Genomic DNA, 21383 nt, shown 5'->3' on the forward strand with positions numbered 1-21383 from the left:
ACGGACAATCATCGCGAGAACAACACACCAGTTTGGAACGCCCGTCGGACGACAAGGCGAAGGATAACGATGACACTTTGGTTTGGTTTAGGACACCAGAACGCGCAGGTCACGTGTGCGCTCAAAGGGCCTGTCGGCGTGGGCAAGCACTTTGTCGAGATAGGCGGGAACCTCGAAATCCTCGGACGGCGACAACCTGTTGGCCTCCAGCCAGTCCGACACCAGCTCGAGCAGCCGGTCAGGGTCTTTTTCAAACATGGCCCGGCACAATTCCATGTCGAGATGGCTGCCTCTGGCGGCAGTAGGGGCGATAATCATGGATCCGTTCACAATTCTTCAATCAATCACAGCGTGCTGCAACCATGCATGCAATTTTTGGGAAATGCCAGCAAATAGCGGTTATGCGGGCAAATCCCACCATAACCACCTGTTATGCCGGAGCCGTTCTTCCACTCGCCGTATTCACCAGGGCCAGCGCGCAGCAGATCAGCCCGGCGCCGAAAAACAGCATGGACTGCCCGGTGACCGGGATCAGGAAACCGCTCAGCACCGGCCCGGCGCCCTGCCCCAGTGAGATCAGAAAGAAGGTGAACCCGAAGCCAATGGAGGGTGCGGCCCGGAAGATCCGCATGCTCCACATGCCGAACAGGGCCGTCATGACGATGAAACCTGCACCAAAACAGGCTGCGGACAAAAACATGCCGAGTGTGCTGGCGGCCAGCAGTGGCAACGTGCCAATGGCGCCGCCGACGAGAAACGCCAGGAGCTTATACGCCCGGCCAAGACCCCATCGGTTCACCAGCCCGCCGGCAAAACAGCCGGTGACGCCCGCAATTCCGAGCACGATCCAGAACAGGATGGCGTCACGCGGGTTGCCAGTCAGCGTGGTCAGGAGATCGACGGCATAGGTCCAGTAGACGGCCGTCACGATGCCGAACAGGAACGACGATATGAAGAGGGCCCGGGCAGAGCGCTCCAGCAGGATCCAGAGCGAGACCTTTCTGGAGCCGGTTTCCAGATGCGGGCTTCGCCGCGGCAGCGTAAAGCCGTTCCAGAGCGTGATAACAAGCGCCAGGCCGGCAAAAACCAGCCAGGCCAGTCGCCAGTCGCCACCGGCATAAAGCGCAAGGGGACCGGCAAAGGCGACCCCGAAACCCGTGCCGGAATTGATCCAGGCATAAACCACGTTCTGGCGGCTTTGCGCCGTGTGCCGAACGATCACATCGGAAAAAGGTGGATAGGCAAGGCCCGGGCTGGTGCCGGCGATGAAGACGCCGAGCGCGAGAAAAGCCGGAGAGGGCGACCAGGCGATCAGCGCCATACCCGCTGCTGCGGCACAACCACCAAGCAGAATGGGCAGGCGTGGCTCGAACATGGTCGACAACCACGAACCGGCAAAGGTCGCCGCGAGATATCCCAGATAGGAGAGGCCTGCGATCAGGCCGACCAGTTCCGGCGTAAGCCCGAATTCAAGACGGATATCCGGCAAAAACAGGCCGAAGCAATACCGCGCGAGCCCATAGGTGACGGCAACAATGGCAAGGCCCGCGGCGGTCAGTCCCCGGGTCTGCCGCTGGGTCATCTCATATCCGGCGGGAGAGCTGGAAGTGAAGTGTTTGGTCATCCGTTGCGCTCTCGCCGATGATCGTGAAACGGCCACTCTCCTCACGGTAGTGACGGTACTGCTCGAGAGTGAGTTTCAGGCAGAAGTTGGAGACATGCAAGTTTCTTGCACTGATTGAACCGGCAAATTCCTCTGCCAGGATAGCCACCTGTGCGCTTTGTCCGTCGCGAAAGGAAACCGGCAGCAAAAAGAAACGGTTAAGTGTCGGCAAATTGCGGTCGACAGCCCGCTCGAAGGCAATGCGTGAAAAGCGTTGCATCGCCGGGTGGGCATAGAAACTTGAAATCTTGTCGACGTGCCCCGTCGCGTGTAGCTGGCTTTCCGACAGCAGCAGATCTCCGGGCCGGGCGATTGCGGCAAGCCAGTCGTTGACGACGAACGGATCGTCGTTGCCTTCCTGGAAACCCAGCATGGTGATCAGCGCTGCCGGGGCTGCATCGCCAACGACATCCGCAAGGCGCACATCTTCGAAGGAGGCCGTCAGAAAAATCAGCTCCGTGCCCGGCAGGATCAGTTCAAGCGCCGTCTTCATCGGGCCGGCCGACTTTGGATTGATGTCGACCGCGACATAACGGTCAATGATGACGCCCATGCGGATCAGGGTCTTGAGGATAAAACCCGTTTTCACGGGTTCCGGACCAAGTTCGACATAAGTCAGGGGTTTGCCGGAAAAATCCTTTGCGACGCGGGCGCAGGTTTCTTCAAGCGCGTCCCGGAAAGACCGCCCGTCCTCCCTCAACCGGCCAAGAGTATCTGACGCGATCCCGCCTTCATTGAGCTGCCGCATCAGATGAAACACTTCGTCAAGATGGTCCGTTGACGCCTCCCTGGATCCGGCATTGGTGTATTTCACCCGATTGTCCTGGGTCAGAATGCGGTCAAGACTGAATTCGGTATGTGCGGCGATGGCCTGGTGAACTTTTTGCTGCAACGAGATTTTTGAAAAAACCGGCTGCTGGTCGGGCCGTTGCACCGGCTGGTCAAAGGAAAACGCTAACGTCATGGCGGATACCCGTTTTGACAAGGAGACTCCCGGATTACGGGATTTTTCACTCTTTCCTAAATTTATAATTGAAGCGCATCATAATGGAACGTTATGCTTGCCGCGCGCTGGAGGGCAGGACAATCCAACAGGAGACAGCGCTAAAACGGAGGCAGGGACGTGACGATCGGCCGTTTTAACATTGAGTTGCTGGAAGCCTTTGTCGCCGTTGCCGAAGCCGGCAATGTCACGCATGCCGGAACCAAGCTCAACCGGACCCAGCCCTGTGTCAGCACACAGTTGCGCCGGCTGGAAGACCGGGTCGGCAAGCCGCTGATCGAGCGCAATGCGCGCACCATGAACCTCACCCCGGCCGGCCGGATCCTCTATCAGCACGCGACGGAAATCCTGCGGTCTCACGAGGAGGCGCGGCTGCGCCTGTCGGCGCCGGAACTCACCGGTACGGTGCATGTCGGCCTCCCGGAGTGGTATGCCACAGGCCAGTTGCAGTCGATCTTCTGCAATTTCGTGCGCATTCATCCGAATGTGAAACTGGAAATGACGGTTGCCGACAGTGCCACCTTGCACGAGATGCTCAGCAACAACGAGATCAACCTGGCCATTGCGCTCGTCACCGGATCCAAGACGTTGCCGGACGGCGTGGTGGAAGAACCGCTGCATTGGGCGGTTGGTGACGATTGCCAGCTGACCGACCCGTTGCCGCTGATCCTGTTTCCCGAGCCCTGCCCGTTCCGGGAGATCGCCTTCAGCGCGCTCGCCCGCGCCGGGCGCCAGTGGTATGAGCGGATCACGACGACCAGCGTCGCGGCGGCACAGGTCGCGGTGCTGTCAGGGGCCGGCATCTGCTGTCTGCCCTCCGGCGCGATCCAGGAAGGCGTGAAACTACTCAAGGAGCAGGACGGTTTCCCGAAACTTCCGGCCACGCAGCTTGCCATCTACACCCAGTCGACCTCCCAGTCGCCGATCGTTGACTACCTGGAAGAGCATCTCAACGACCTGCTTCAGAATGCGATCGCGCCGCGATCTGCCCTTGCAGGCAAGAAATCGCCGGACCTGAGGGTGGTCTGACGCGCTTGGCGGCTCAGCGCGGGCTGCATCTTGAAAATGGAGCTTAGACCAGAGGGGCATGGATCTCAGTCGATCAGGGTGAGGTCAGAAAGAGCTGCCGTCGCGGATTTTCGGTAGAATTTCCGTCTCGCGGCCTCCAGCGCGACGAGGGTTGTATCTACATCGCCCGTTTCCATGAAGTCCGTGAAGAGAACTGTTGCTGTGTCGGCCATCGGTTTTGGCGTGTCACGATCGAAAAACTGGGCAACACCATCTGCGGTTTGAAGCAGATCAGACCCCTGGGCAATAAAGCGATCGTTGGAAATGGCCGCATACTTGTTGGTCGGGATCGTCTTGAGCCGTCTACTCATTTCTTCCTGGATGTCAGCGCGGGCCATGAAAGCAAGGAACTTACTCGCATTTTCCTTGTGTTTGCTTCGCGCAGGAATAAGGAAAATATCGGTCGGCGCCTCTTCCGCCCTTGGTACATCATTGATTTTCGGAAACGGAAAGAAGCGGAAATCAGCTTCATACCGTGGGGCGAATTCCCCTGTAACGAAGTTGCCAAACAGTCCGGTTCCAGCCATATCGCGGTAGAGATAGGGCAGCGGATCACGCCAGTTCATTTTTCGGTGCGTGGCGGCGGCGATAAAACAGTCCGCATCAAGTAATTCTTTCCAGTGATCAAAGACGTCCCTGACCTTGTCGTCGGTATAATTGATTTCGCCACGCGTCAGCGCGAGATGAAAGTCACTGCCGTTGAGGCGCAGATTGAGATAGTCGAACCAGGCGGCTGCGGGCCAGTGATACCTTGTGCCAATGACAATCGGCTCGAGCCCGGCAGCCCGCATTGTCGTGCACATGGCCAGCAAGTCATCCCAGGTTTGAGGTGGTTGGATCCCCAGCGACTGGAACACGCTGTGTTTGTAGTAGAAGCCCCAGTGATAGAAACTGTAGGGCACCCCATAGATCTCTTGGCCATAGGTAACGGTTCCCTGGATCGCGGGTGTGAAAGACGAACCCAGGCTATTGTCGATCCAAAAGTCCGTAATCGGCTCAACCCAGTTTTTGCGGACATACTGAAACAGGCGTTCGCCGCCCTGCCATTGAATGACATCAGGGGTCTCAGCGCCCTCAAACCAGCCGTTAAGGCTTTGTTTGTAGTCGGCGTCGTGCTTGACCGTCCACTTGATGTCGATGCCTGTCTCGGCTTTGAAACGTTGCCCATATTCAAAAAACACGGAGCGGCCATAGCCGCCACCGATGAGCGACACATTCAGCTGCTCCGCTTTTGCCGGCAGGCATGCCAACGTAAAAAAAATGGCAAGTAGAACCGTCCGCACAGTCAAGGTGCCTTTCCTTTGAGTATCCGGTTTATGTCTGGGACGACGACACAGATATGGATTTTATAAACTTGGTCAAGTTAATTTCCGGATAAACATGTCTGCCATGCAATTTAGGGCGGGAAAGTTATTGAAAAAGAAAAGAACTTTGGACCAAAACTGGTTTCGGGAACCTTGCTTAATCAACGCATGGACAATTTTAACTAGCTACCCAGGAGAAGAGGACCTAGAGTTAATTTGTGTCTGAACTGGTCGGACGATACGGGCGAACCTTTCGATGCGAGATGCCTGGTCAGATCTCGACCTACGCGCCCTGCAGCGCCCGCGTCACAGAAGTACTGTAGGTGCGTCCTATGGGGACGAAAGCACCACAAGTCGTCGTTAGCCCGGCGCGTTTGTCTTTGCGTGTGCGCCCCTGAATGGCATGCAGCGCCACCCAGTGAGAGCGATGGCATTGCAGGCCCGGTTCCGGCGATGCTTCGGCGATTGCATCCCGGAAGCGCATGGCGATCAGGGCGTTTCCATTTTCCGTGACCACCTCTACGTAGTGATCCTGCGCGCTCAATCGCAGAATACGGCCACGCTTGGCCACCGGAAGGCGATCGAGCAGCATGGGTCTGGCCGCGCGCTGCTCTTTTTCGTCCGACGCGTCCGCGACCGGAGAAGGCGCTGCCAAGTGAAACAGGACAGCAATACCGCCGAGAACGGCAACACATTGCAGGTACAGCACCGGCAGATGACCCGAAAACGGGTTGAAGCCGAAGACCAAACTCACCAGGGCCACCACCAGACAGACCGGCACGGCTGCCAGAAAGGCGATTGCAGCCAGTTCGAGCCAGACGGGAACACCCAGTCTGCGCAGGGTGCGTTCCAGGCCGGATGTTGCGGCGTGGCCGATGCCGGCAGTGCCGAGGACAATCGCGGCCCAATAGATCAGCCTCTCTCCGGGTGGAAAGATGTCGTAGGTACCGAAAGGACCGACCAGTCCGGCCAGACCGGCGAGCGTGGCAAGCAACAAAATGCTGTGCCGTGACAGGAAGGGCGCCATCAGGTCGAGCAGCATCTGGCGAACAAGGGTGTTGTTGGCGAATGATTGCTGCACTTGGCGAAATCCTCCTTGGAACTGCCGGACCCACGGCGCATGTCTGAACTTCAGATTAGCGCATGAAACAAGAGGAAACCATGGATGTTCCTGTTCGGCGGCTCAAACAACGGGTCCGCGCCCTTGCGGTGTTTTGCCTTGCCATTGCTGTCCCGGTAACCCAGGGCATGGCCTGTTCCACTGTCGCCTTTCCGGCGCAGACCGCGCCCCTTCTCAGTTACAATTTCGATTTTGCCGAAACCGGCGCGGGCTATCTCATCTTGAACCCGGCAAAGATCCGGCGTCAGTCCGTCTTGGAGGCGGCACCGGCGAAATGGGTGGCCCGTTTTGGCAGCATCACTGTCAATCAGATCGGGCCCGGCATGCCGACGGCCGGCATGAATAGTGCGGGTCTGGTGGTTACGCTCATGTGGAACGAGGCGGCTGTCTATGGTGGTCCCCAGGCTGCGCCGGCCCTGAGCGAGCTTGAATTCATCCAGTACCTGCTCGACACATCCGGGTCGGTGGAGGAGGCGCTGGCGTCGCTGGACAGGATCCGCATCGAGGGACTAGTGCCGATCCACTATTTCCTGTTTGACGGCACGGGTGAGGCGGCGGTCGTGACACCGACGGCAGACGGATTGTCCGTGAACACGGGCGCCGGTTTGCCGGTTCCGGCGCTGACAAACAACGGCTACGAGCTGTCATTTGATCACCTTGGCCAATACCGGGGATTTGGCGGCGACATGCCTATTCCCGAACGCCAGCGGTCCGATGAGGACAACAGTCTCGACCGCTTTGCGATCGCCGCCAATGCCACCCGGTTCGCCAGAAAGGGCATCACCTCCACGGAGGCCTTTGGTGTTCTGAACCGGTTGTCCAATCCGGAGACCCGCTGGCAGCTGGTTTTCGAACCTCTGGCACAGGTGATCAATCTCCGTGTTCCGCAAATGGCAAATACCTACGTGTTTGATCTGGCAGGTCAGGACTTTGCCTGCAAGGGTCAACCGGTTGCCGCCGATTTGAGAGACCTGCCGGCAGACCTGAATCTTGAGACCCTGCAGCCGCTCGACCCTGACCAGCTTGCCGGCAGTCTGGTGGAGGTTTTCATGTCCATGCGTCAGACGGCTCATCTGGGTCAACGCGAGATCGCAGGCGGCATCGCGGCCGGGTTGATTGCAGCGGCAAGCTGCACGCCTGAGTAATTCTGCTAGGATTGGCAAGGCCCGGCTCCGAAACGGGCCGGTGCCTTGTCAATTGGAGGGAATTCTCATGTGCGATTTCTGCGTCATCCAGTCCGTCAAGCAACGCATGCTGTCCCGGCGGGACTTCTTCAGGGCAACCGCCGTCAGCGCTGGTGTCGCGACTGCTGCCTCCTTCACCGGCGCCATGCCGGCCATGGCCCAGGCACCGACTAAGATTTCGGACATGACCCACGAGATGCACCCGACCTTCCCGGCCTTCGGCGGCGGTCAGCAGTTTGAAATGAGCCGGATCTTCGACATTGCCAAGGACGGCTACAATCTTTTTGAGTTGCGCGTCAACGAACACACCGGCACGCATCTGGATGCGCCGCTGCACTTTTCGGCCGACGGTCAGTCCGTTGCCGAAATTCCCGTCGAGAACCTGGTCGCGCCGCTCTGTATTGTCGACATCAAGGCCAGGGCGGCGGAGAACCCGGACGCCCAGGTGACCCCGGACGATCTGAAGGCCTGGATTGCGGCCCATGGCGACATCCCGGAAGGCGCCTGCGTGGCCATGAATTCGGGCTGGGATGCGCATGTGAACAGCGACAAGTTCCGCAATGCCGATGCGGACGGGGTCATGCATTTCCCGGGCTTTCACGTGGAAGCCACGCAAATGCTGATGGAAGAGGCCAACGTGGTTGGCATCGCCGTTGACAGCCTGTCGCTGGATCACGGCATTTCAAAGGATTTCGCCGTTCACTACAGCTGGCTGCCCAGCAACCGCTGGGGCCTGGAATGCATCGCCAATCTCGATGCCCTGCCCGCCAGCGGTGCCACCTTGATTGTCGGAGCGCCAAAGAACCGCGGTGGCACGGGAGGGCCGTCCAGGGTTATGGCGATGGTGTAAGGCGCTTTCGGGAATCGGTATTTCCCGGTGTTGACAAGGCGTATTTCAGAACGTCCGGATCCGGATGTGGCTGCCGGGTCATGCCGCAGGCCTGCATCACGCGCTCCGAGCGCCAATTGTCCTTGAAACAGGTCGCCGCAATCGTTTCTGCGCCAAGATCGGTGGCCAGGTCGATGATCAGCCTGGCAGCTTCCAGGCCAAGGCCCTTGCCCCACTGATCAGGTTCGAGGAAATATCCGATTTCCACCGTTCCGGGCGAGACCCAGGTAAACCCGGCATCGCCTATGACGACGCTGTCCACACTCGTTTCGACGGCCAGGAAGTATTCCTTCCGGGGGTGACGGCGCTGTCTGGCGATGAGCGATGCCAGATAGGTCTCTGTCTCCGAAAGGCTTCCGGTCCCCCAGGTCAGGTGCCGCATGACCTCGGCATTGCCGATCCAGCGATGCATGGCTTTTGCATCGTCATGGCGCCACTCCCGCAGGCAAAGGCGCGCGCCATGTCTTTGAACCGGAAACAGGACGAGGCTCCCCTAGTGTGCCTCGTCCCAATTGTCCGCCGCCCTTGCATCGACCTGCAGCGGGACGGAGAGTTTCAGCGCCGGATCGCAGGCATTTTCCATGACGTCGCGGATCACCGGGATGGTGTCATCCACTTCGCCGTCCGGGACTTCGAAAATCAGTTCATCATGCACCTGCAACAGCATTTGCGCAGTGAGTTTGGACGCCGTCAGCCGGTCCTCCATGCGCACCATGGCGCGGCGCAGGATGTCGGAGGCCGAGCCCTGGATCGGGGCGTTGATCGCGGCGCGCTCATAGAAGGCCCGCATGTTCGGGTTCTTGGTGTTCACGTCCGGATAATGCGCCTTGCGGCCGAAGATGGTGGTGACGAAACCGTTCGCATGCACCTGTTTCTTGGTCGCTTCCATGTAGTCCTTGATACCCGGGAAGCGCTCGAAATAGGTCTTGATGTAATCGCCTGCCTCACCGCGTGCGATGCCGAGCTGGTTGGCCAGGCCAAAGGCCGATATGCCGTAGATGATGCCGAAGTTGATGGCCTTGGCGCGGCGGCGCACCATCGGGTCCATGCCCTCGATCGGCGTGCCGAACATTTCGCTGGCCGTCATGGCGTGAATGTCGAGCCCGTCGTCAAAGGCCTTCTTGAGCTGGGGTATATCGGCCATATGGGCGAGCACGCGCAACTCGATCTGGCTGTAGTCGGCCGAAATCAGCTTGTGGCCTTTTTCTGCAACAAAGGCCTTGCGGATTTTTCGGCCCGCTTCGGTCCTGACCGGAATGTTCTGCAGGTTCGGTTCGGATGACGACAGGCGCCCGGTGGTGGTTGCTGCCAGCGCATAGGACGTATGGACCCGGCCCGTGGTCGGGTTGATGTAGCCGGGAAGTGCATCCGAATAGGTCGACTTCAGCTTGGAGAGCTGACGCCAGGCAACGATCTTCGACGGCAGTTCATGGCCTTCGGCGGCGAGGTCTTCCAGCACCTGGGCAGAGGTCGACCAGGCACCGGTCTTGGTTTTCTTGCCGCCAGGAAGGCCCATCTTGCCGAAGAGAATGTCGCCGAGCTGCTTCGGCGAGCCGATGTTGAAGTTTTCGCCGGCAAGTTCGTAGATTTCAGATTCATGCGCCGCCATGCCCTGCGCGAAATCGCCGGAAAGCCGCGACAGCATCTGCCGGTCGACGGAAATGCCACGCTTTTCCATGCGCGCCAGCACCGGCACCATCGGCCGTTCCAGGGTTTCATAGACAGTTGCCATCCGGTCGCTCGCCAACCGCGGCTTCAGGATCAACCACAGGCGCAGGGTGACGTCGGCATCCTCGGCGGCATAGGCGGTGGCCTTGTCGATGGCCACCTTGTCGAAGGTGATCATCGACTTGCCGGAGCCGCAAACCTCCTTGAACGGGATCGGCTTGTGGTCGAGCCAGCGTTCGGACAATTCGTCCATGCCGTTGCCGCCCTTGCCAGCGTCGACCGTGTAGGACAGCAGCATCGTGTCGTCGAACGGGCTGATATCGATGCCGTAGCGGGTCATCACCAGCCAGTCATATTTGAGGTTCTGCGCGATTTTCAGGACCGCGCGGTCCTCCAGCATCGGCTTCAGCACATCCAGCGCGTCTTTCAATGGCAGCTGGCCTTCCACCAGACCGCCGCCGCCCAGGAGGTCGCCTTCTCCATCGACATGGGCAAGCGGCACATAACAGGCCTTGCCGGGCTCGGTGGAGAGCGACAGGCCAACGAGGTCGGCCTGCATGGCGTCGAGTGACGTGGTTTCCGTGTCGAAGGCGACATAGCCCTTCTCGAAGGCTGCGTCGCACCATTCCTGAAGGCGCTCGAGGCTGGTTACGGTTTCATAGGCGCTGGAATCGACCGGGATCGCCCGGATGCTCTCCGCGCGGGCATCGGCAACTGTCTGCGGCACCATCATGCCGTCCGGACTGTCTCCAGCCTCACCAGACCCACCCGGGGAGGCCGGCGCAGTGCTGCTCGGCGCGCGTTCCATCAGGCGGCCCTTGTGGTCGGGCACATCCCAGCCGGGCACCTGGAAGTCCGTTGCCTCGACCGCGGCGAGATCAGCACCGGTCTCCTCGGCAATACGTTTGGTGAGCGTGCTGAAGCCCATGGCCTTCAGAAAACCGACCGCTTTCGGTCCATCCATTTCCGTGACAGACAGGTCGCCGACCGGGACCTCCACCGGGACGTCCTGTTTCAGCGTCACCAGTTCCTTGGAAACGCGGGCCTGGTCGGCAAATTCGATCAGGTTTTCCCGGCGCTTCTTCTGCTTGATGGTCTCTGCCTGATCGAGCAGTGTTTCCAGGTCGCCGAATTCGTTGATCAGAAGCGCGGCGGTCTTCAGACCGATGCCGGGCACGCCGGGCACGTTGTCCACGCTGTCGCCGGCCAGCGACTGGACCTCAATGACCTTGTCCGGCCCGACGCCGAATTTTTCAAAGACTTCGGGCTCACCGAAAATCTTGTTCTTCATCGTGTCGATCATGCCGACCTTGGGCCCGATCAGCTGCATCAGGTCCTTGTCGCCGGAGACGATGGTGACGCGGGCGCCCTGCTCTGCCGCCTGGCGCGCATAGGTCGCGATCAGGTCGTCGGCTTCAAAGCCGGCCTGTTCGATGCAATGCACGGAAAAGGCACGCGTCGCTTCCCGGATCAGGCCGAATTGCGGCACCAGATCTTCGGGCGGGTCCGGACGGTGCGCCTTGTATTCGGGGTAGATGTCATTTCGGAAGGTCTTGGCGGAATGATCGAAGATCACCGCAAAATGTGTCGGCTCGTCGCCCTCTTCCGGGGTCAGCCCTTCCTGAAGCAGCTTCCACAGCATGTTGCAGAAGCCGGAGACGGCCCCCACCGGCAGCCCGTCCGGCTTGCGCGTCAGCGGCGGCAGCGCGTGGTAGGCGCGGAAGATAAAGGTGGAACCGTCGACCAGGATCAGGTGGTCGTCAGCAGTGAGGGCGGGGGAGGAATCTTGCGTCGACATGGCGCGGATCATGCCCGCAGCCGGTTCCGGTGAAAAGTCCTAATGACAAAAATTCAGGACCGCGTGTTCACTCTGCTGCCTGGGCCTGCCGCTTCTTGCCGAATGTGCCGCTGAGATAGGCCCATTGCGGCCGTCTGAACAGGAACCAGCCGAGATTGGTTTTGACGATCAGCCAGTAGAGGATCATCGGGCTGACGGAGGCGACAATCGTGACGATCAACGAGGCTGTGCCGATATCGAGGATGCCGAGCTTCAACAGGATGATCCGGCTGACGGCCATCGGGAAGAAGAAGGCGAGATAGATGACGATCGAATTCTCGCCGAAATGACGCAGAAAATCGAGCTGGCCCCCTTTGACGATCAGCGCACTGGTCAGGATGATGGCCCCGGCCCCGGCCGCACCGAGGGCAAGCGCGACCCCGGGCAAACCTGCCCAGCCGAGATAGACCAGGCCGCCATTCACGACACCCCAGCCCAGGAGATAAAGAAGGCTGACGGAGATACGTTCGCGGGCCCAGTCAGCCAGACGGAAGATCTGTGGCGCAAAGATATAGCCCGCGTAGAAATAGACGAAGCGCGAGGCGAATTCGTCGACCAGCAGCCAGCCGGTATGGATCGGTGCCAGCTGCAGAAGTGCAGCGATGGCCAGCATCAGCTGCCAGGGCACACCCCGGTCATGGGCGATCTTGCAGACAAGAAAGAAGATCGGCAGCATGTAGATGAACCACAGGGTGCCAAAGGGCTGGATGAAGCTGAGGAAATAGAACTCCAGCGCCCCCATGGCGCCCATTTCGCCGGCAAAGACCGGGGCCTTGACCGCGAACTGGATGGTCATCCAGAGCACGTAGAAATAGGCAAAGTGCACGACCTTGCGGTCAAGATAGAGTTTCCAGTCGCGCTGAATGACGTTGGCGAGGAAGAGACCCGAGATCAGAAAGAAATCCGGCATCCGGAAGGGCGCGGCAAAGGCGACCACGGCGTGCATCCAGCCGGTTTCCCCGGCGGCGGCTTCGACGCCCAGGACCGAATGCATCATCACGACAAAGATGATGCAGATGCCCTTGGCGGTGTCCACCCAATCGACGCGCTGTGCATTCATTGTCTGCTGCCTTCTCGCCGGTCTCAGACCGGATTTTTTCATAGAACGAGCAGCAGACCTAACCTCAACTGGTAAAATTTACGCATACAGCCGAGGTCACGATTTGGTGACCTTCGTCGCTCCGGTCAGCTTTTGGCGTTGTCGGATCCGTCCTGCCAGGGGCTGAGTTGTGCTGGACCGCTGCCTTCGGAGGCAGGATCCCTTTTCTCGGACCAGTCCTCCGCATCCAGATCGACGACGCCTTCCTTGGGCCGCCGCACGCCCTGGCCGCCATCCACGATCACCACATTGGACTTCGAAATGATGAAGCGCGCCAGGGCTTCCCGCACCGGGGGAATGAACAGGAGCAGGCCGATAGCGTCTGTGACAAATCCCGGAATCAGCAGGAAAATGCTGGCCAGAACGATCATGGCGCCCTGCATCACCTCGTTGCCGGGCGACCGACCGGCATCAAGTTCCTGTTGCATGCGCATCAGCAGCGACAGCCCCTGCTGGCGCAACATGATCGTGCCTGCCACGGCGGTAACCACTGTCAGGAGGATGGTCGGCAGGACGCCGATCAGCCCTCCGATCCAGATAAACACCGCAATTTCGATCAAGGGCAGTAGAAGAATGGCGGCGATAATATAAAGTCCCACGGGACCTCCAGGGTCTGATAAGCTGTCAACTCATGACCTAAGGTAGACATTCAGTCACAAAAATGCGAGCTGCTGCGTTTGGAAAGACAGGGTTGGCAAAGATTCAGTCTTGCTTCAGGGTCTGGATGCTGGTTCAAGAACCCCCTAAATAGGAAGCTGACAGACATTGAAAAATTGCCAGCGCCAATCGAATGAGAGGCTTGTCGCCGCTCACTTGGCTCGGAAGGGTAGCCGGAAGTTACAATGAACGAGATTTTTGACCCGTTGAACCTCCTCCTGATGGGACTTGCGGTCTTCATTCTTTTCAGACTGCGGTCTGTGTTGGGCAAGCGCACGGGCAATGAACGTCCTCCGTTCGACCCCTATTCGAAACCTGAACAGCCCAATGACAGCAACGCTGCCAATGGCCAGGACAATGTGATTCCGCTTCCCAACCAGGGGGCTCAGGATCATGAGCCCGTCGAAAACGGCGTGCAAAGCGGAGAGATTGTCATCGACAAGGTGGCGCCCGCAGGGTCCGCGCTCAACAGCGCGCTGAAGCAGATCCTGTCCGTCGACCGCAGTTTTGAGCCGGAACCGTTCCTGGAAGGGGCCCGCGCCGCCTACGAGATGATCGTCATGGCCTTTGCCGACGGCGACAAGAAGGCGCTCAAGAACCTGCTCTCCAGTGATGTCTATGAAGGCTTTGTGGCTGCCATCGATGACCGTGAAAAACGTGGCGAGACGATTGAATCCACCTTTGTCGGCATCGACAAGGCGGAGATCGTCGAGGCTGCCCTCAAGGGGTCCACGGCCCAGGTGACGGTCAAGATCCACAGCCAGCTGATTTCCGCGACCCGCGACAGCGGCGGCGAAATCGTTGACGGCGATCCGGCCAAGGTCACGGAAGTCGTCGACATCTGGACCTTTGCGCGCGACACCGATTCGCGCGATCCGAACTGGAAGCTGGTCGCGACCGAATCTGCAGAATAAGAATGGTACGGATGAGAAGGTTCAAGCGGCCTGGCACCGCCGGCCTTCTTGCCGCCATGCTGAAGGGCGCGGTCATCACCGCGCCGCTTTTCTTTTCAGGAGCCGCTCCTGCCATGGCAACAGGCCTGACGATCCCGGAGCATCTGGAAAAGCGTGCGTTCAAGGACCTTGACGGCTGGCGGTCAGACGACCATCTGGCAGCGCTGAAAAGCCTGATGCGGTTCTGCGACCGGCCGGAGGCTCTCCGAAAGAGCTCGGCATTTCCGCAGTTTCGCACGGACCACCTGGATCAGCTGTGCAAGGAAGCCGCAGGAACGTCACTGGGATCGCCGGCTGCGGCGCGCCTGTTCTTCGAAGCGCGATTCACGCCTTTCAGGATTGTGCAGCCAGGTTTCATCACCGGCTATTTTGAGCCGGAACTTGCGGCCTCCCGCAAAAAGACATCGCAATATGCCACGCCGCTCCTCCAGAAACCGGACGGTCTGGTGCCGGTGACGGCTGCGAACAGGCCAGACAATTGGCCCGACGAGCTCAGTCACGGACGTATGATCGAAGGGATCCTGTCCGAGATGCCGGACCGTGGCGCCATCATGGATGGGGCCCTGGACGAAGAAAATCTCGAACTGGTCTGGCTCGCTGACCCGATCGATGCCTTTTTTGTCCATGTCCAGGGATCTGTTCGCCTGCGGCTGACCGATGGCAGCGTCATGCGGGTCGGCTATGCCGGCAAAACGGGGCATCCCTATACAAGCATCGCACGGCTTCTGGTCAAACGCGGCGAAGGCACACCGGACGAGTTCACCATGGCCGGCACCAGGGCCTGGCTGAAGGAAAACCCGGACAAGAGGGATGCGCTTTTCAGGGAAAACCGCTCCTACATCTTCTTCAGGGAAGTCACGGATATCGATGCCGGGGACGGACCTGTCGGCGCGGCCGGTCTGCCTCTGACGGCGGGACGCAGCCTTGCCGTCGATCCAGGCCACATTCCCTACGGCGCCCTTGTCTTTGTCGGTTCTGATCTGCCCGATCCTGCCAATGGCACCACTTTCGGGCGGCTGATGGTCGCCGACGACACCGGCTCCGCAATCCGTGGCCCGGCACGCGGCGATGTCTTTGTCGGATCAGGTGAGGCGGCGGGCACCTATGCAGGTGATATCCGTCACGCTGCCGATTTTACCTTGCTGGTGCCGAATGCGCTTTTGCCAACGGATGACGTGGTGACGGACTGATATGGCGCGGCGGGGGAAAAAGGGGGCGCTATCGCCGGAGGATCGGGACCTTTGGGGCAAGGTGGCCCGTACGCTGACCCCGCTCGATGCCGAGCGGGCAAAAGACCTGGAACAGCAGCTTGCGCAGGCTGTCGAGGAAACAGCCGAAAAGCCCGTCGGAAAACCGAAGACGGCAACCGCGATCAAGGCGCCGCCGGCCACCAGACCGCCCAAGGCCCCCTTGCCGCTGCATCAGCTGGAGCACCGTTACCGCCGCAAGGTCGTGCGCGGCGTCAAGGCGATAGATGCCCGTATCGATCTCCACGGTCTCACCCAGCACCAGGCGCATGAGCGGCTGAGGGCGTTTCTGTATCGTGCCCAGACGCGGCGCCATCAGATTGTGCTGGTCATCACCGGCAAAGGTGGTGGGGAAACCCGTGCCTATATGGACGAACGCGGTGTTTTGCGCAGAATGGTTCCGCAGTGGCTGGCGATGCCCGACATGCGTTCCGTGGTGCTGGGCTATGAGGAGGCCCATCCGAGCCACGGCGGCGGTGGCGCCCTTTATGTCCGCATACGCAAAAGAAGGTAGGACCGTGACACCGCTTGGCGCAAAAATCCGGGAACTGAGGGCAAAACGCAATGTGTCGCTGAAGGAAATGGCGGCAGCATTGTCCGTCTCGAGTGCCTATCTGTCGGCGCTGGAACACGGCAAGCGCGGCAAGCCGACCTGGTTCCTGGTGCAGCGGATCATCGCCTATTTCAACGTCATCTGGGACGAGGCAGAGGAAATCCAGCGCCTGGCGGAGCTGTCGGATCCGCGCGTCGTGATCGATACGGCCGGCATGGATCCCAAGGCAACGGAACTGGCCAATCAGCTGGCATTGAAAATCGGCGGCCTGTCCGAGGAGTCCCTTGCCACCCTCCTGCACCAGCTGCGGGTGGCGGCCGTGAAGGATGATGTTTGAATACCAGCTGTTTCCAACCATTGGTACCGCGAACAGCACGCTCCAACCGTTCCGTTCGTCATTGCCGGGCTTGATCCGGCAATCCATGCCATTGCCTTGCCGGTAGCGTTAGCTGAACCTGTTGAGACGGCACGGCATGGATGCCATGGTCGCGCCATGGCATGACGAAAAGAAACGGCCATTCTTCGCGGACAGTTCAGAACCCGCCGTCAGGGATGCAAAGGATTTACCTGTCCTTCAACCGCGAACCCTATATAACCTTGCTCCAAGACTGCGCTCCATGAACGGAACTCTTGACCAGCATGAAACTCGCCCAGGAAGACCTCGCCGGACTGATCGATTCAGATGACCTGAGACAACGTTTGTCCGCCCTGACCGCGGCAAATGACGGCGACGGGTCGGATATGAAAGTCCGGTCGGCTGTCCTTGCGGAGCTGAAAAAAGAGGTCAAGTCCACCCGGGACAAGGTTCGGGCAAAGCTGGATGAGGATGGCCGCGGACTGGTTTGCGCCGCACGCCTTTCCTATGTCCAGGACGAACTGATCCGCGTGATCTACGATTTCGCCCTGCGTCATGTCTACCGGATCACCAACCCGTCGGCTGCAGAGCGCATGGCCATTGCCGCGGTGGGCGGCTACGGCCGTGGCACTCTGGGGCCGGGGTCGGACATCGATCTTCTGTTTGTACTGCCCTACAAGCAGACCCCCTGGGGCGAGCAGGTCGTGGAGTATATCCTCTACATGCTCTGGGATCTGGGCTTCAAGGTCGGTCATGCTACCCGCAACATCGACGAATGCCTGCGGCTCTCCCGGGCGGACATGACCATTCGCACGTCGATCCTCGAGGCCCGCTTCATCTGGGGTGACGAGCCCCTTTATGAGGAACTGGTGCAGCGCTTCGACAAGGAAGTGGTGGAAGGCACCAGTTCGGAATTCATTGCCGCCAAACTTCTGGAGCGGGATGAGCGCCATCAGCGCCAGGGCATGTCGCGCTATCTGGTCGAGCCGAACATCAAGGAAGGCAAGGGCGGGCTGCGTGACCTCAACACGCTGTTCTGGATCGCGAAATATCATTATCGCGTCGAACGTCAGGGCGAGCTGGTCAAGAAGGGGGTTCTGACGCGGTCCGAATATGCCCGCTTCAAGAAATCGGAAGACTTTCTCTGGGCGGCACGCTGTCACCTGCATTTCCTGACCGGGCGGCCGGAAGAGCGCCTGTCCTTCGAGGTCCAGCGCGAGATCGCGATCCGGCTCGGCTACACCCAGCATCCGGGCATGAAGGATGTCGAGCGCTTCATGAAACACTACTTTCTCGTGGCCAAGGATGTCGGTGATCTCACCCGCATCATCTGCGCCGCGCTGGAGGAAGAACACGTCAAGGAACCGCGCGGCAAGGGCCTGAGCGGCATGATGCGCCGCCTGCGCAGCGGCCGTCTCTCGGCGACTGCCAAACCGGTTGAGGGCGCGTCGGGTTTCGTGGTGGAAAACAACCGCCTCAACGCGGTTTCAGACACGGTGTTCGAGACCGACCCCACCAATCTGCTGCGCGTCTTCCAGATCGCCGACAAGAACGACTACAACCTGCACCCGAACCTGACCCGGCTGATGCGTCACTCGCTGAAGCTGGTGGATGCCGACCTGCGCGCCGATCCGGAAGCCAATCGCCTGTTTCTGTCGATTCTCACGTCCCGGAACACGCCGGAGAAGGTGCTGCGCAAGATGAACGAAACCGGGCTTCTGGGCCGGTTCGTGCCGGAGTTCGGCAAGGTCGTGGCGATGATGCAGTTCAACATGTATCACCACTACACGGTCGACGAGCATCTGATCCGCTCGATCGGCGTGCTGGCGGAGATCGAGCGGGGCAATTCAGGCGATGACCACCCGCTTGCGACCGACCTGATCCTGACGCTGCAGAACCGCAAGGTGCTTTATGTCGCCATGTTCCTGCACGACATTGCCAAGGGCCGGCCGGAAGACCACTCGATTGCCGGTGCCCGGGTTGCCCGCAAGCTGTGTCCGCGTTTCGGGCTGAACGATGCGGAAACGGAGACGGTTGCCTGGCTGATCGAACGCCACCTGGACATGAGCACCATTGCCCAGTCACGCGATCTGACGGACCGGAAAACCATTACGGATTTCGCCAACACGGTTCAGTCCCTGGAACGGTTGAAACTGCTTCTGATCCTGACGGTGGCCGACATCCGGGCGGTCGGGCCCGGGGTTTTCAACGGCTGGAAAGGCCAGCTGCTGCGCACGCTCTTTTATGCCACCGAACCGCATCTGTCCGGCGGGCATTCCAAGCTCTCCCACAGCCAGGCAATCGACAAGGCCAAGGCAGAACTTGCCCAAAAGCTCGGCCACTGGAAGCAGAAGGACCGCAACGCCTATCTCAAGCGCCATTACCCGGCCTATTGGCTGCGCACGGAACCGGACCGGTTGCTGGCCCATGCCGAATTGCTGCATGCCGCGGACGCCGAAAAGAAATACCTGGCTCACCAGGTCACCCCGCGCGCCTTTGAAGGCGTCACGGAGCTGACCTTGATGGCACCGGACCATCCGCGGCTGCTCTCGATCATTGCCGGCGCCTGCTACACGACCGGCGCCAATATTGTCGACGCGCAGATCGACACGACGACAGACGGTTTTGCACTCGACACGATTTTCATCGGCCGGGAACTGCCGGACGATATGGATGAACAGCGGCGTGGTGACCGGATTGCCCGACTGATCGAGACCACCTTGCGCGGCGACGAGAAGCTGCCGGAACCGGTCGCCAAGAAAAGCGCCGTGAAGGGCCGCATGAAGGCCTTCAAGGTCGCGACCGAAGTTCTGGTCAACAACGCCCTGTCCGACGACTACACGGTTCTGGAGATTTCAGGTCTCGACCGGCCGGGACTGCTCTATGACCTGACCCGGTCGATTGCGACGCTCAATCTCAACATCGGCTCCGCCCATATCTCGACCTTCGGGGAAAAGGTGGTCGACGTTTTTTATGTGACCGACCTGACCGGCCAGAAAATTGCCAATATCGGCCGTCAGGAAATCATCCGGGAACGCCTGTCCGATGCGGTCGAAGGCCATGTCGAGCTCGATCCCGCCGCCCCTGCCACGCGTAAAGTCCAGCGCCAGGCCTCCTGATGACCCAGATCGACCTTGGAATCCCGACCGCATGAGCCTTGTGCGCAACTTTGCAACCGTTGGCGGCGCGACATTGCTCAGCCGCCTGCTCGGCTTCGTCCGGGATGTGTTGCTGGCCGCAGCCGTCGGCGCCGGCCCCGTTGCCGACGCCTTTGTTGTTGCCTTCCGTCTGCCCAATCTGTTCCGGCGCCTTTTTGCGGAAGGCGCGTTCAATTCCGCCTTCATTCCGCTGTTTGGCAGGGCCGTTGAAGAACAGGGCGATGACGGCGCCCGGCGCTTTGCCGGAGAGATCGGAGCCGCGCTTCTGTTCTGCCTCCTGGCGCTGACGGCACTCGCCCAGATCTTCATGCCCTTTGTGGTCTGGATGCTGGCACCTGGCTATGTCGAGGATCCGGCGAAATACGATCTCACCGTCCTGATGTCGCGGATCGCCTTTCCCTATCTGATCTTCATGTCCCTGCTGGCCTTTGTCGGCGGCATCCTGAACACCTATCACCGGTTCGCGGCAGCGGCCTTCGCGCCGGTGATGCTCAACGTTGTGATGAGTCTGGTGCTGGGCGGTGTCCTGATCGGCGGCGTGGAAACGGACAGGTCGCTCGGCATCATTCTTGCCGTCGGCGTGACCATCGGGGGCGTTGTCCAGCTTCTGGTGGTGATCATCGACCTGAAGCGTCTCGGTTTCCGCATTCCGGTCTATCGGCCGCGCTACACCAAATCGGCCAGGCGGCTGCTGGTGCTCGGCATCCCGGGCGTGATTGCAGGTGGTGTCACCCAGATCAACATTGCGGTCGGCCAGATCATCGCGTCCATGCAGGAAGGTGCCAATGCGCTGCTTTATTTTGCCGATCGGCTGTACCAGTTGCCGCTGGGCGTGATCGGCATCGCCATCGGTGTGGTTCTGCTTCCCAGCCTCACGCGTCAGCTTCGGGCAGGCGAAACGGAGGCCTATCAGCACAGTCTCAACCGGGCGCTGGAATTCTCGCTGGTCTTGACCCTGCCGGCGGCTGTGGCCCTTGCCGTTATCCCGCACGAGATCGTCTCGGTGCTGTTCCAGCGGGTGCGCTTCGATGCCGCCGCCGTGGAAGGGACCGCCGCTGCGCTGATGGCGTTTTCCTTCGGCCTGCCGGCCTTCGTGCTCAACAAGGTGTTTTCACCCGGTTATTTCGCCCGCGAGGACACCAAGACACCGATGCAGTTCGCCATTGTCGGCATGGTGGTCAATGTCGGCCTGTCCATTCTGCTCTTCCCGGTGCTGAAACATGTCGGCATTGCGCTCGCCACAACGGTTGCCGGTTGGGTGAATACTGCGCTCCTGATCATCGTCCTGTGGCGGCGCGGTCATTTTGCGCCTGATTTCGGCCTGCTTCGCCGGCTCGTCCTGGTCTTCCTGGCGAGCCTCCTGATGGGCGTCAGCGTCCATTTCGCGGCGCTCTATCTGGCGCCCTATCTGAGTGATGCCTGGCTGTCTGTGCGGGTGATCAGTCTTCTGGGGCTGGTTCTTATAGGCATGGTGACCTTTGCCGTATTCACCCAGTTGAGCGGCGGCTCCGATCTCTTGCGCATGGCGAAAGCGTTGACGCGGCGCAACACCTGAAAATGAAACGCAAATCTCCGCCGTTTCCCGCTTGCATCGGGCCGGGTGCGGGCTTAAACCCGGCGCGCCC

General features: G+C 60.0%; 18 protein-coding genes. 9 read left to right on the forward strand and 9 right to left on the reverse strand.

Going from position 1 to position 21383, the window contains the following annotated elements; genetic code table 11:
- Positions 1–87: 87 nt before the first annotated feature.
- The 3 genes from CHH27_RS19910 to CHH27_RS19920 form a co-directional block, all read right to left on the reverse strand.
- Complete coding sequence (locus CHH27_RS19910; RefSeq protein ID WP_157739002.1) at positions 88–318, reverse strand: hypothetical protein; 231 nt, start codon at positions 316–318, stop codon at positions 88–90.
- Positions 319–430: 112 nt separating this feature from the next.
- Entirely contained in the window at positions 431–1582 is a 1152-nt protein-coding gene (locus tag CHH27_RS19915; protein ID WP_157739003.1) for a YbfB/YjiJ family MFS transporter, read from the reverse strand.
- A gap of 1 nt (position 1583) precedes the next feature.
- Entirely contained in the window at positions 1584–2627 is a 1044-nt protein-coding gene (locus CHH27_RS19920) for a hypothetical protein (protein WP_094073141.1), read from the reverse strand.
- Positions 2628–2786: 159 nt separating this feature from the next.
- Between CHH27_RS19920 and CHH27_RS19925 the strand changes: the two genes are divergently transcribed.
- Positions 2787–3695, forward strand: coding sequence for a LysR family transcriptional regulator (locus CHH27_RS19925; RefSeq protein WP_094073142.1), 909 nt, complete (start codon positions 2787–2789; stop codon positions 3693–3695).
- 65 nt (positions 3696–3760) lie between these two features.
- On the opposite strand, the gene CHH27_RS19930 is transcribed toward CHH27_RS19925, so the two are convergent.
- Both CHH27_RS19930 and CHH27_RS19935 read right to left on the reverse strand, forming a co-directional pair.
- On the reverse strand, positions 3761–5017 hold the full coding sequence (locus tag CHH27_RS19930) for an ABC transporter substrate-binding protein (protein ID WP_247646311.1): 1257 nt from the start codon (positions 5015–5017) through the stop codon (positions 3761–3763).
- A gap of 304 nt (positions 5018–5321) precedes the next feature.
- On the reverse strand, positions 5322–6119 hold the full coding sequence (locus CHH27_RS19935; protein WP_094073144.1) for a LytTR family DNA-binding domain-containing protein: 798 nt from the start codon (positions 6117–6119) through the stop codon (positions 5322–5324).
- An 80-nt stretch (positions 6120–6199) separates the two neighbouring features.
- Here CHH27_RS19935 and CHH27_RS19940 point away from each other — a divergent pair, with 80 nt between their 5' ends.
- Positions 6200–7303 carry a linear amide C-N hydrolase gene (locus CHH27_RS19940; protein ID WP_157739005.1) on the forward strand — a complete coding sequence of 368 codons (1104 nt, stop codon included), beginning with the start codon at positions 6200–6202 and terminating at the stop codon, positions 7301–7303.
- A gap of 67 nt (positions 7304–7370) precedes the next feature.
- Positions 7371–8192 (forward strand): cyclase family protein, encoded by an 822-nt coding sequence (locus CHH27_RS19945; RefSeq protein ID WP_094073146.1) that lies wholly within the window; start codon positions 7371–7373, stop codon positions 8190–8192.
- On the opposite strand, the gene CHH27_RS19950 is transcribed toward CHH27_RS19945, so the two are convergent.
- The 4 genes from CHH27_RS19950 to CHH27_RS19965 all read right to left on the reverse strand — a co-directional run bounded on the left by CHH27_RS19950 (position 8176) and on the right by CHH27_RS19965 (position 13434).
- Positions 8176–8712, reverse strand: coding sequence for a GNAT family N-acetyltransferase (locus tag CHH27_RS19950; protein ID WP_371681859.1), 537 nt, complete (start codon positions 8710–8712; stop codon positions 8176–8178). The genes CHH27_RS19945 and CHH27_RS19950 overlap by 17 nt on opposite strands.
- A 12-nt stretch (positions 8713–8724) precedes the next feature.
- Positions 8725–11709 carry a DNA polymerase I gene (gene polA / locus CHH27_RS19955; protein ID WP_094073148.1) on the reverse strand — a complete coding sequence of 995 codons (2985 nt, stop codon included), beginning with the start codon at positions 11707–11709 and terminating at the stop codon, positions 8725–8727.
- Positions 11710–11764: 55 nt separating this feature from the next.
- Positions 11765–12796, reverse strand: a complete 1032-nt coding sequence (locus CHH27_RS19960) for an acyltransferase family protein (protein WP_094074886.1) — start codon at positions 12794–12796, stop codon at positions 11765–11767.
- A 125-nt stretch (positions 12797–12921) separates the two neighbouring features.
- Positions 12922–13434 (reverse strand): FxsA family protein, encoded by a 513-nt coding sequence (locus tag CHH27_RS19965; RefSeq protein WP_094073149.1) that lies wholly within the window; start codon positions 13432–13434, stop codon positions 12922–12924.
- 243 nt (positions 13435–13677) lie between these two features.
- On the opposite strand from CHH27_RS19965, the gene CHH27_RS19970 reads away from it, so the two are divergent.
- The 6 genes from CHH27_RS19970 (at position 13678) to murJ (ending at position 21313) form a co-directional block, all read left to right on the forward strand.
- The gene (locus CHH27_RS19970) at positions 13678–14406 is read left to right on the forward strand and encodes a Tim44/TimA family putative adaptor protein (RefSeq protein ID WP_094073150.1); all 729 of its coding nucleotides are present in this window, start codon (positions 13678–13680) and stop codon (positions 14404–14406) included.
- A gap of 2 nt (positions 14407–14408) precedes the next feature.
- Positions 14409–15635: a murein transglycosylase A gene (locus CHH27_RS19975; RefSeq protein WP_247646136.1), complete on the forward strand. Its 1227-nt coding sequence runs from the start codon at positions 14409–14411 to the stop codon at positions 15633–15635.
- Between the two features lies 1 nt (position 15636).
- Entirely contained in the window at positions 15637–16206 is a 570-nt protein-coding gene (locus CHH27_RS19980) for a Smr/MutS family protein (protein ID WP_094073151.1), read from the forward strand.
- A gap of 4 nt (positions 16207–16210) precedes the next feature.
- On the forward strand, positions 16211–16582 hold the full coding sequence (locus tag CHH27_RS19985) for a helix-turn-helix domain-containing protein (protein WP_094073152.1): 372 nt from the start codon (positions 16211–16213) through the stop codon (positions 16580–16582).
- A gap of 302 nt (positions 16583–16884) precedes the next feature.
- Positions 16885–19719, forward strand: coding sequence for a [protein-PII] uridylyltransferase (locus tag CHH27_RS19990; RefSeq protein WP_094074888.1), 2835 nt, complete (start codon positions 16885–16887; stop codon positions 19717–19719).
- Between the two features lie 31 nt (positions 19720–19750).
- Positions 19751–21313, forward strand: coding sequence for a murein biosynthesis integral membrane protein MurJ (murJ, locus tag CHH27_RS19995; RefSeq protein WP_094073153.1), 1563 nt, complete (start codon positions 19751–19753; stop codon positions 21311–21313).
- The last annotated feature ends 70 nt before the right edge of the window (positions 21314–21383 follow it).

Origin of the sequence: Labrenzia sp. VG12 (genome assembly GCF_002237595.1) — a bacterium.
Taxonomy (GTDB): domain Bacteria; phylum Pseudomonadota; class Alphaproteobacteria; order Rhizobiales; family Stappiaceae; genus Roseibium.

Excerpts from the sequence above, each read along its gene's own strand:
- CHH27_RS19910 (WP_157739002.1), bottom strand. The coding sequence starts at position 318 with ATGATTATCGCCCCTACTGCCGCCAGAGGCAGCCATCTCGACATGGAA.
- CHH27_RS19915 (WP_157739003.1), bottom strand. The coding sequence starts at position 1,582 with ATGACCCAGCGGCAGACCCGGGGACTGACCGCCGCGGGCCTTGCCATT.
- CHH27_RS19920 (WP_094073141.1), bottom strand. The coding sequence starts at position 2,627 with ATGACGTTAGCGTTTTCCTTTGACCAGCCGGTGCAACGGCCCGACCAG.
- CHH27_RS19940 (WP_157739005.1), top strand. The coding sequence starts at position 6,200 with ATGGATGTTCCTGTTCGGCGGCTCAAACAACGGGTCCGCGCCCTTGCG.
- CHH27_RS19945 (WP_094073146.1), top strand. The coding sequence starts at position 7,371 with ATGTGCGATTTCTGCGTCATCCAGTCCGTCAAGCAACGCATGCTGTCC.
- polA (WP_094073148.1), bottom strand. The coding sequence starts at position 11,709 with ATGATCCGCGCCATGTCGACGCAAGATTCCTCCCCCGCCCTCACTGCT.
- CHH27_RS19960 (WP_094074886.1), bottom strand. The coding sequence starts at position 12,796 with ATGAATGCACAGCGCGTCGATTGGGTGGACACCGCCAAGGGCATCTGC.
- CHH27_RS19970 (WP_094073150.1), top strand. The coding sequence starts at position 13,678 with ATGAACGAGATTTTTGACCCGTTGAACCTCCTCCTGATGGGACTTGCG.
- CHH27_RS19975 (WP_247646136.1), top strand. The coding sequence starts at position 14,409 with ATGGTACGGATGAGAAGGTTCAAGCGGCCTGGCACCGCCGGCCTTCTT.
- CHH27_RS19980 (WP_094073151.1), top strand. The coding sequence starts at position 15,637 with ATGGCGCGGCGGGGGAAAAAGGGGGCGCTATCGCCGGAGGATCGGGAC.
- CHH27_RS19990 (WP_094074888.1), top strand. The coding sequence starts at position 16,885 with ATGAAACTCGCCCAGGAAGACCTCGCCGGACTGATCGATTCAGATGAC.
- murJ (WP_094073153.1), top strand. The coding sequence starts at position 19,751 with ATGAGCCTTGTGCGCAACTTTGCAACCGTTGGCGGCGCGACATTGCTC.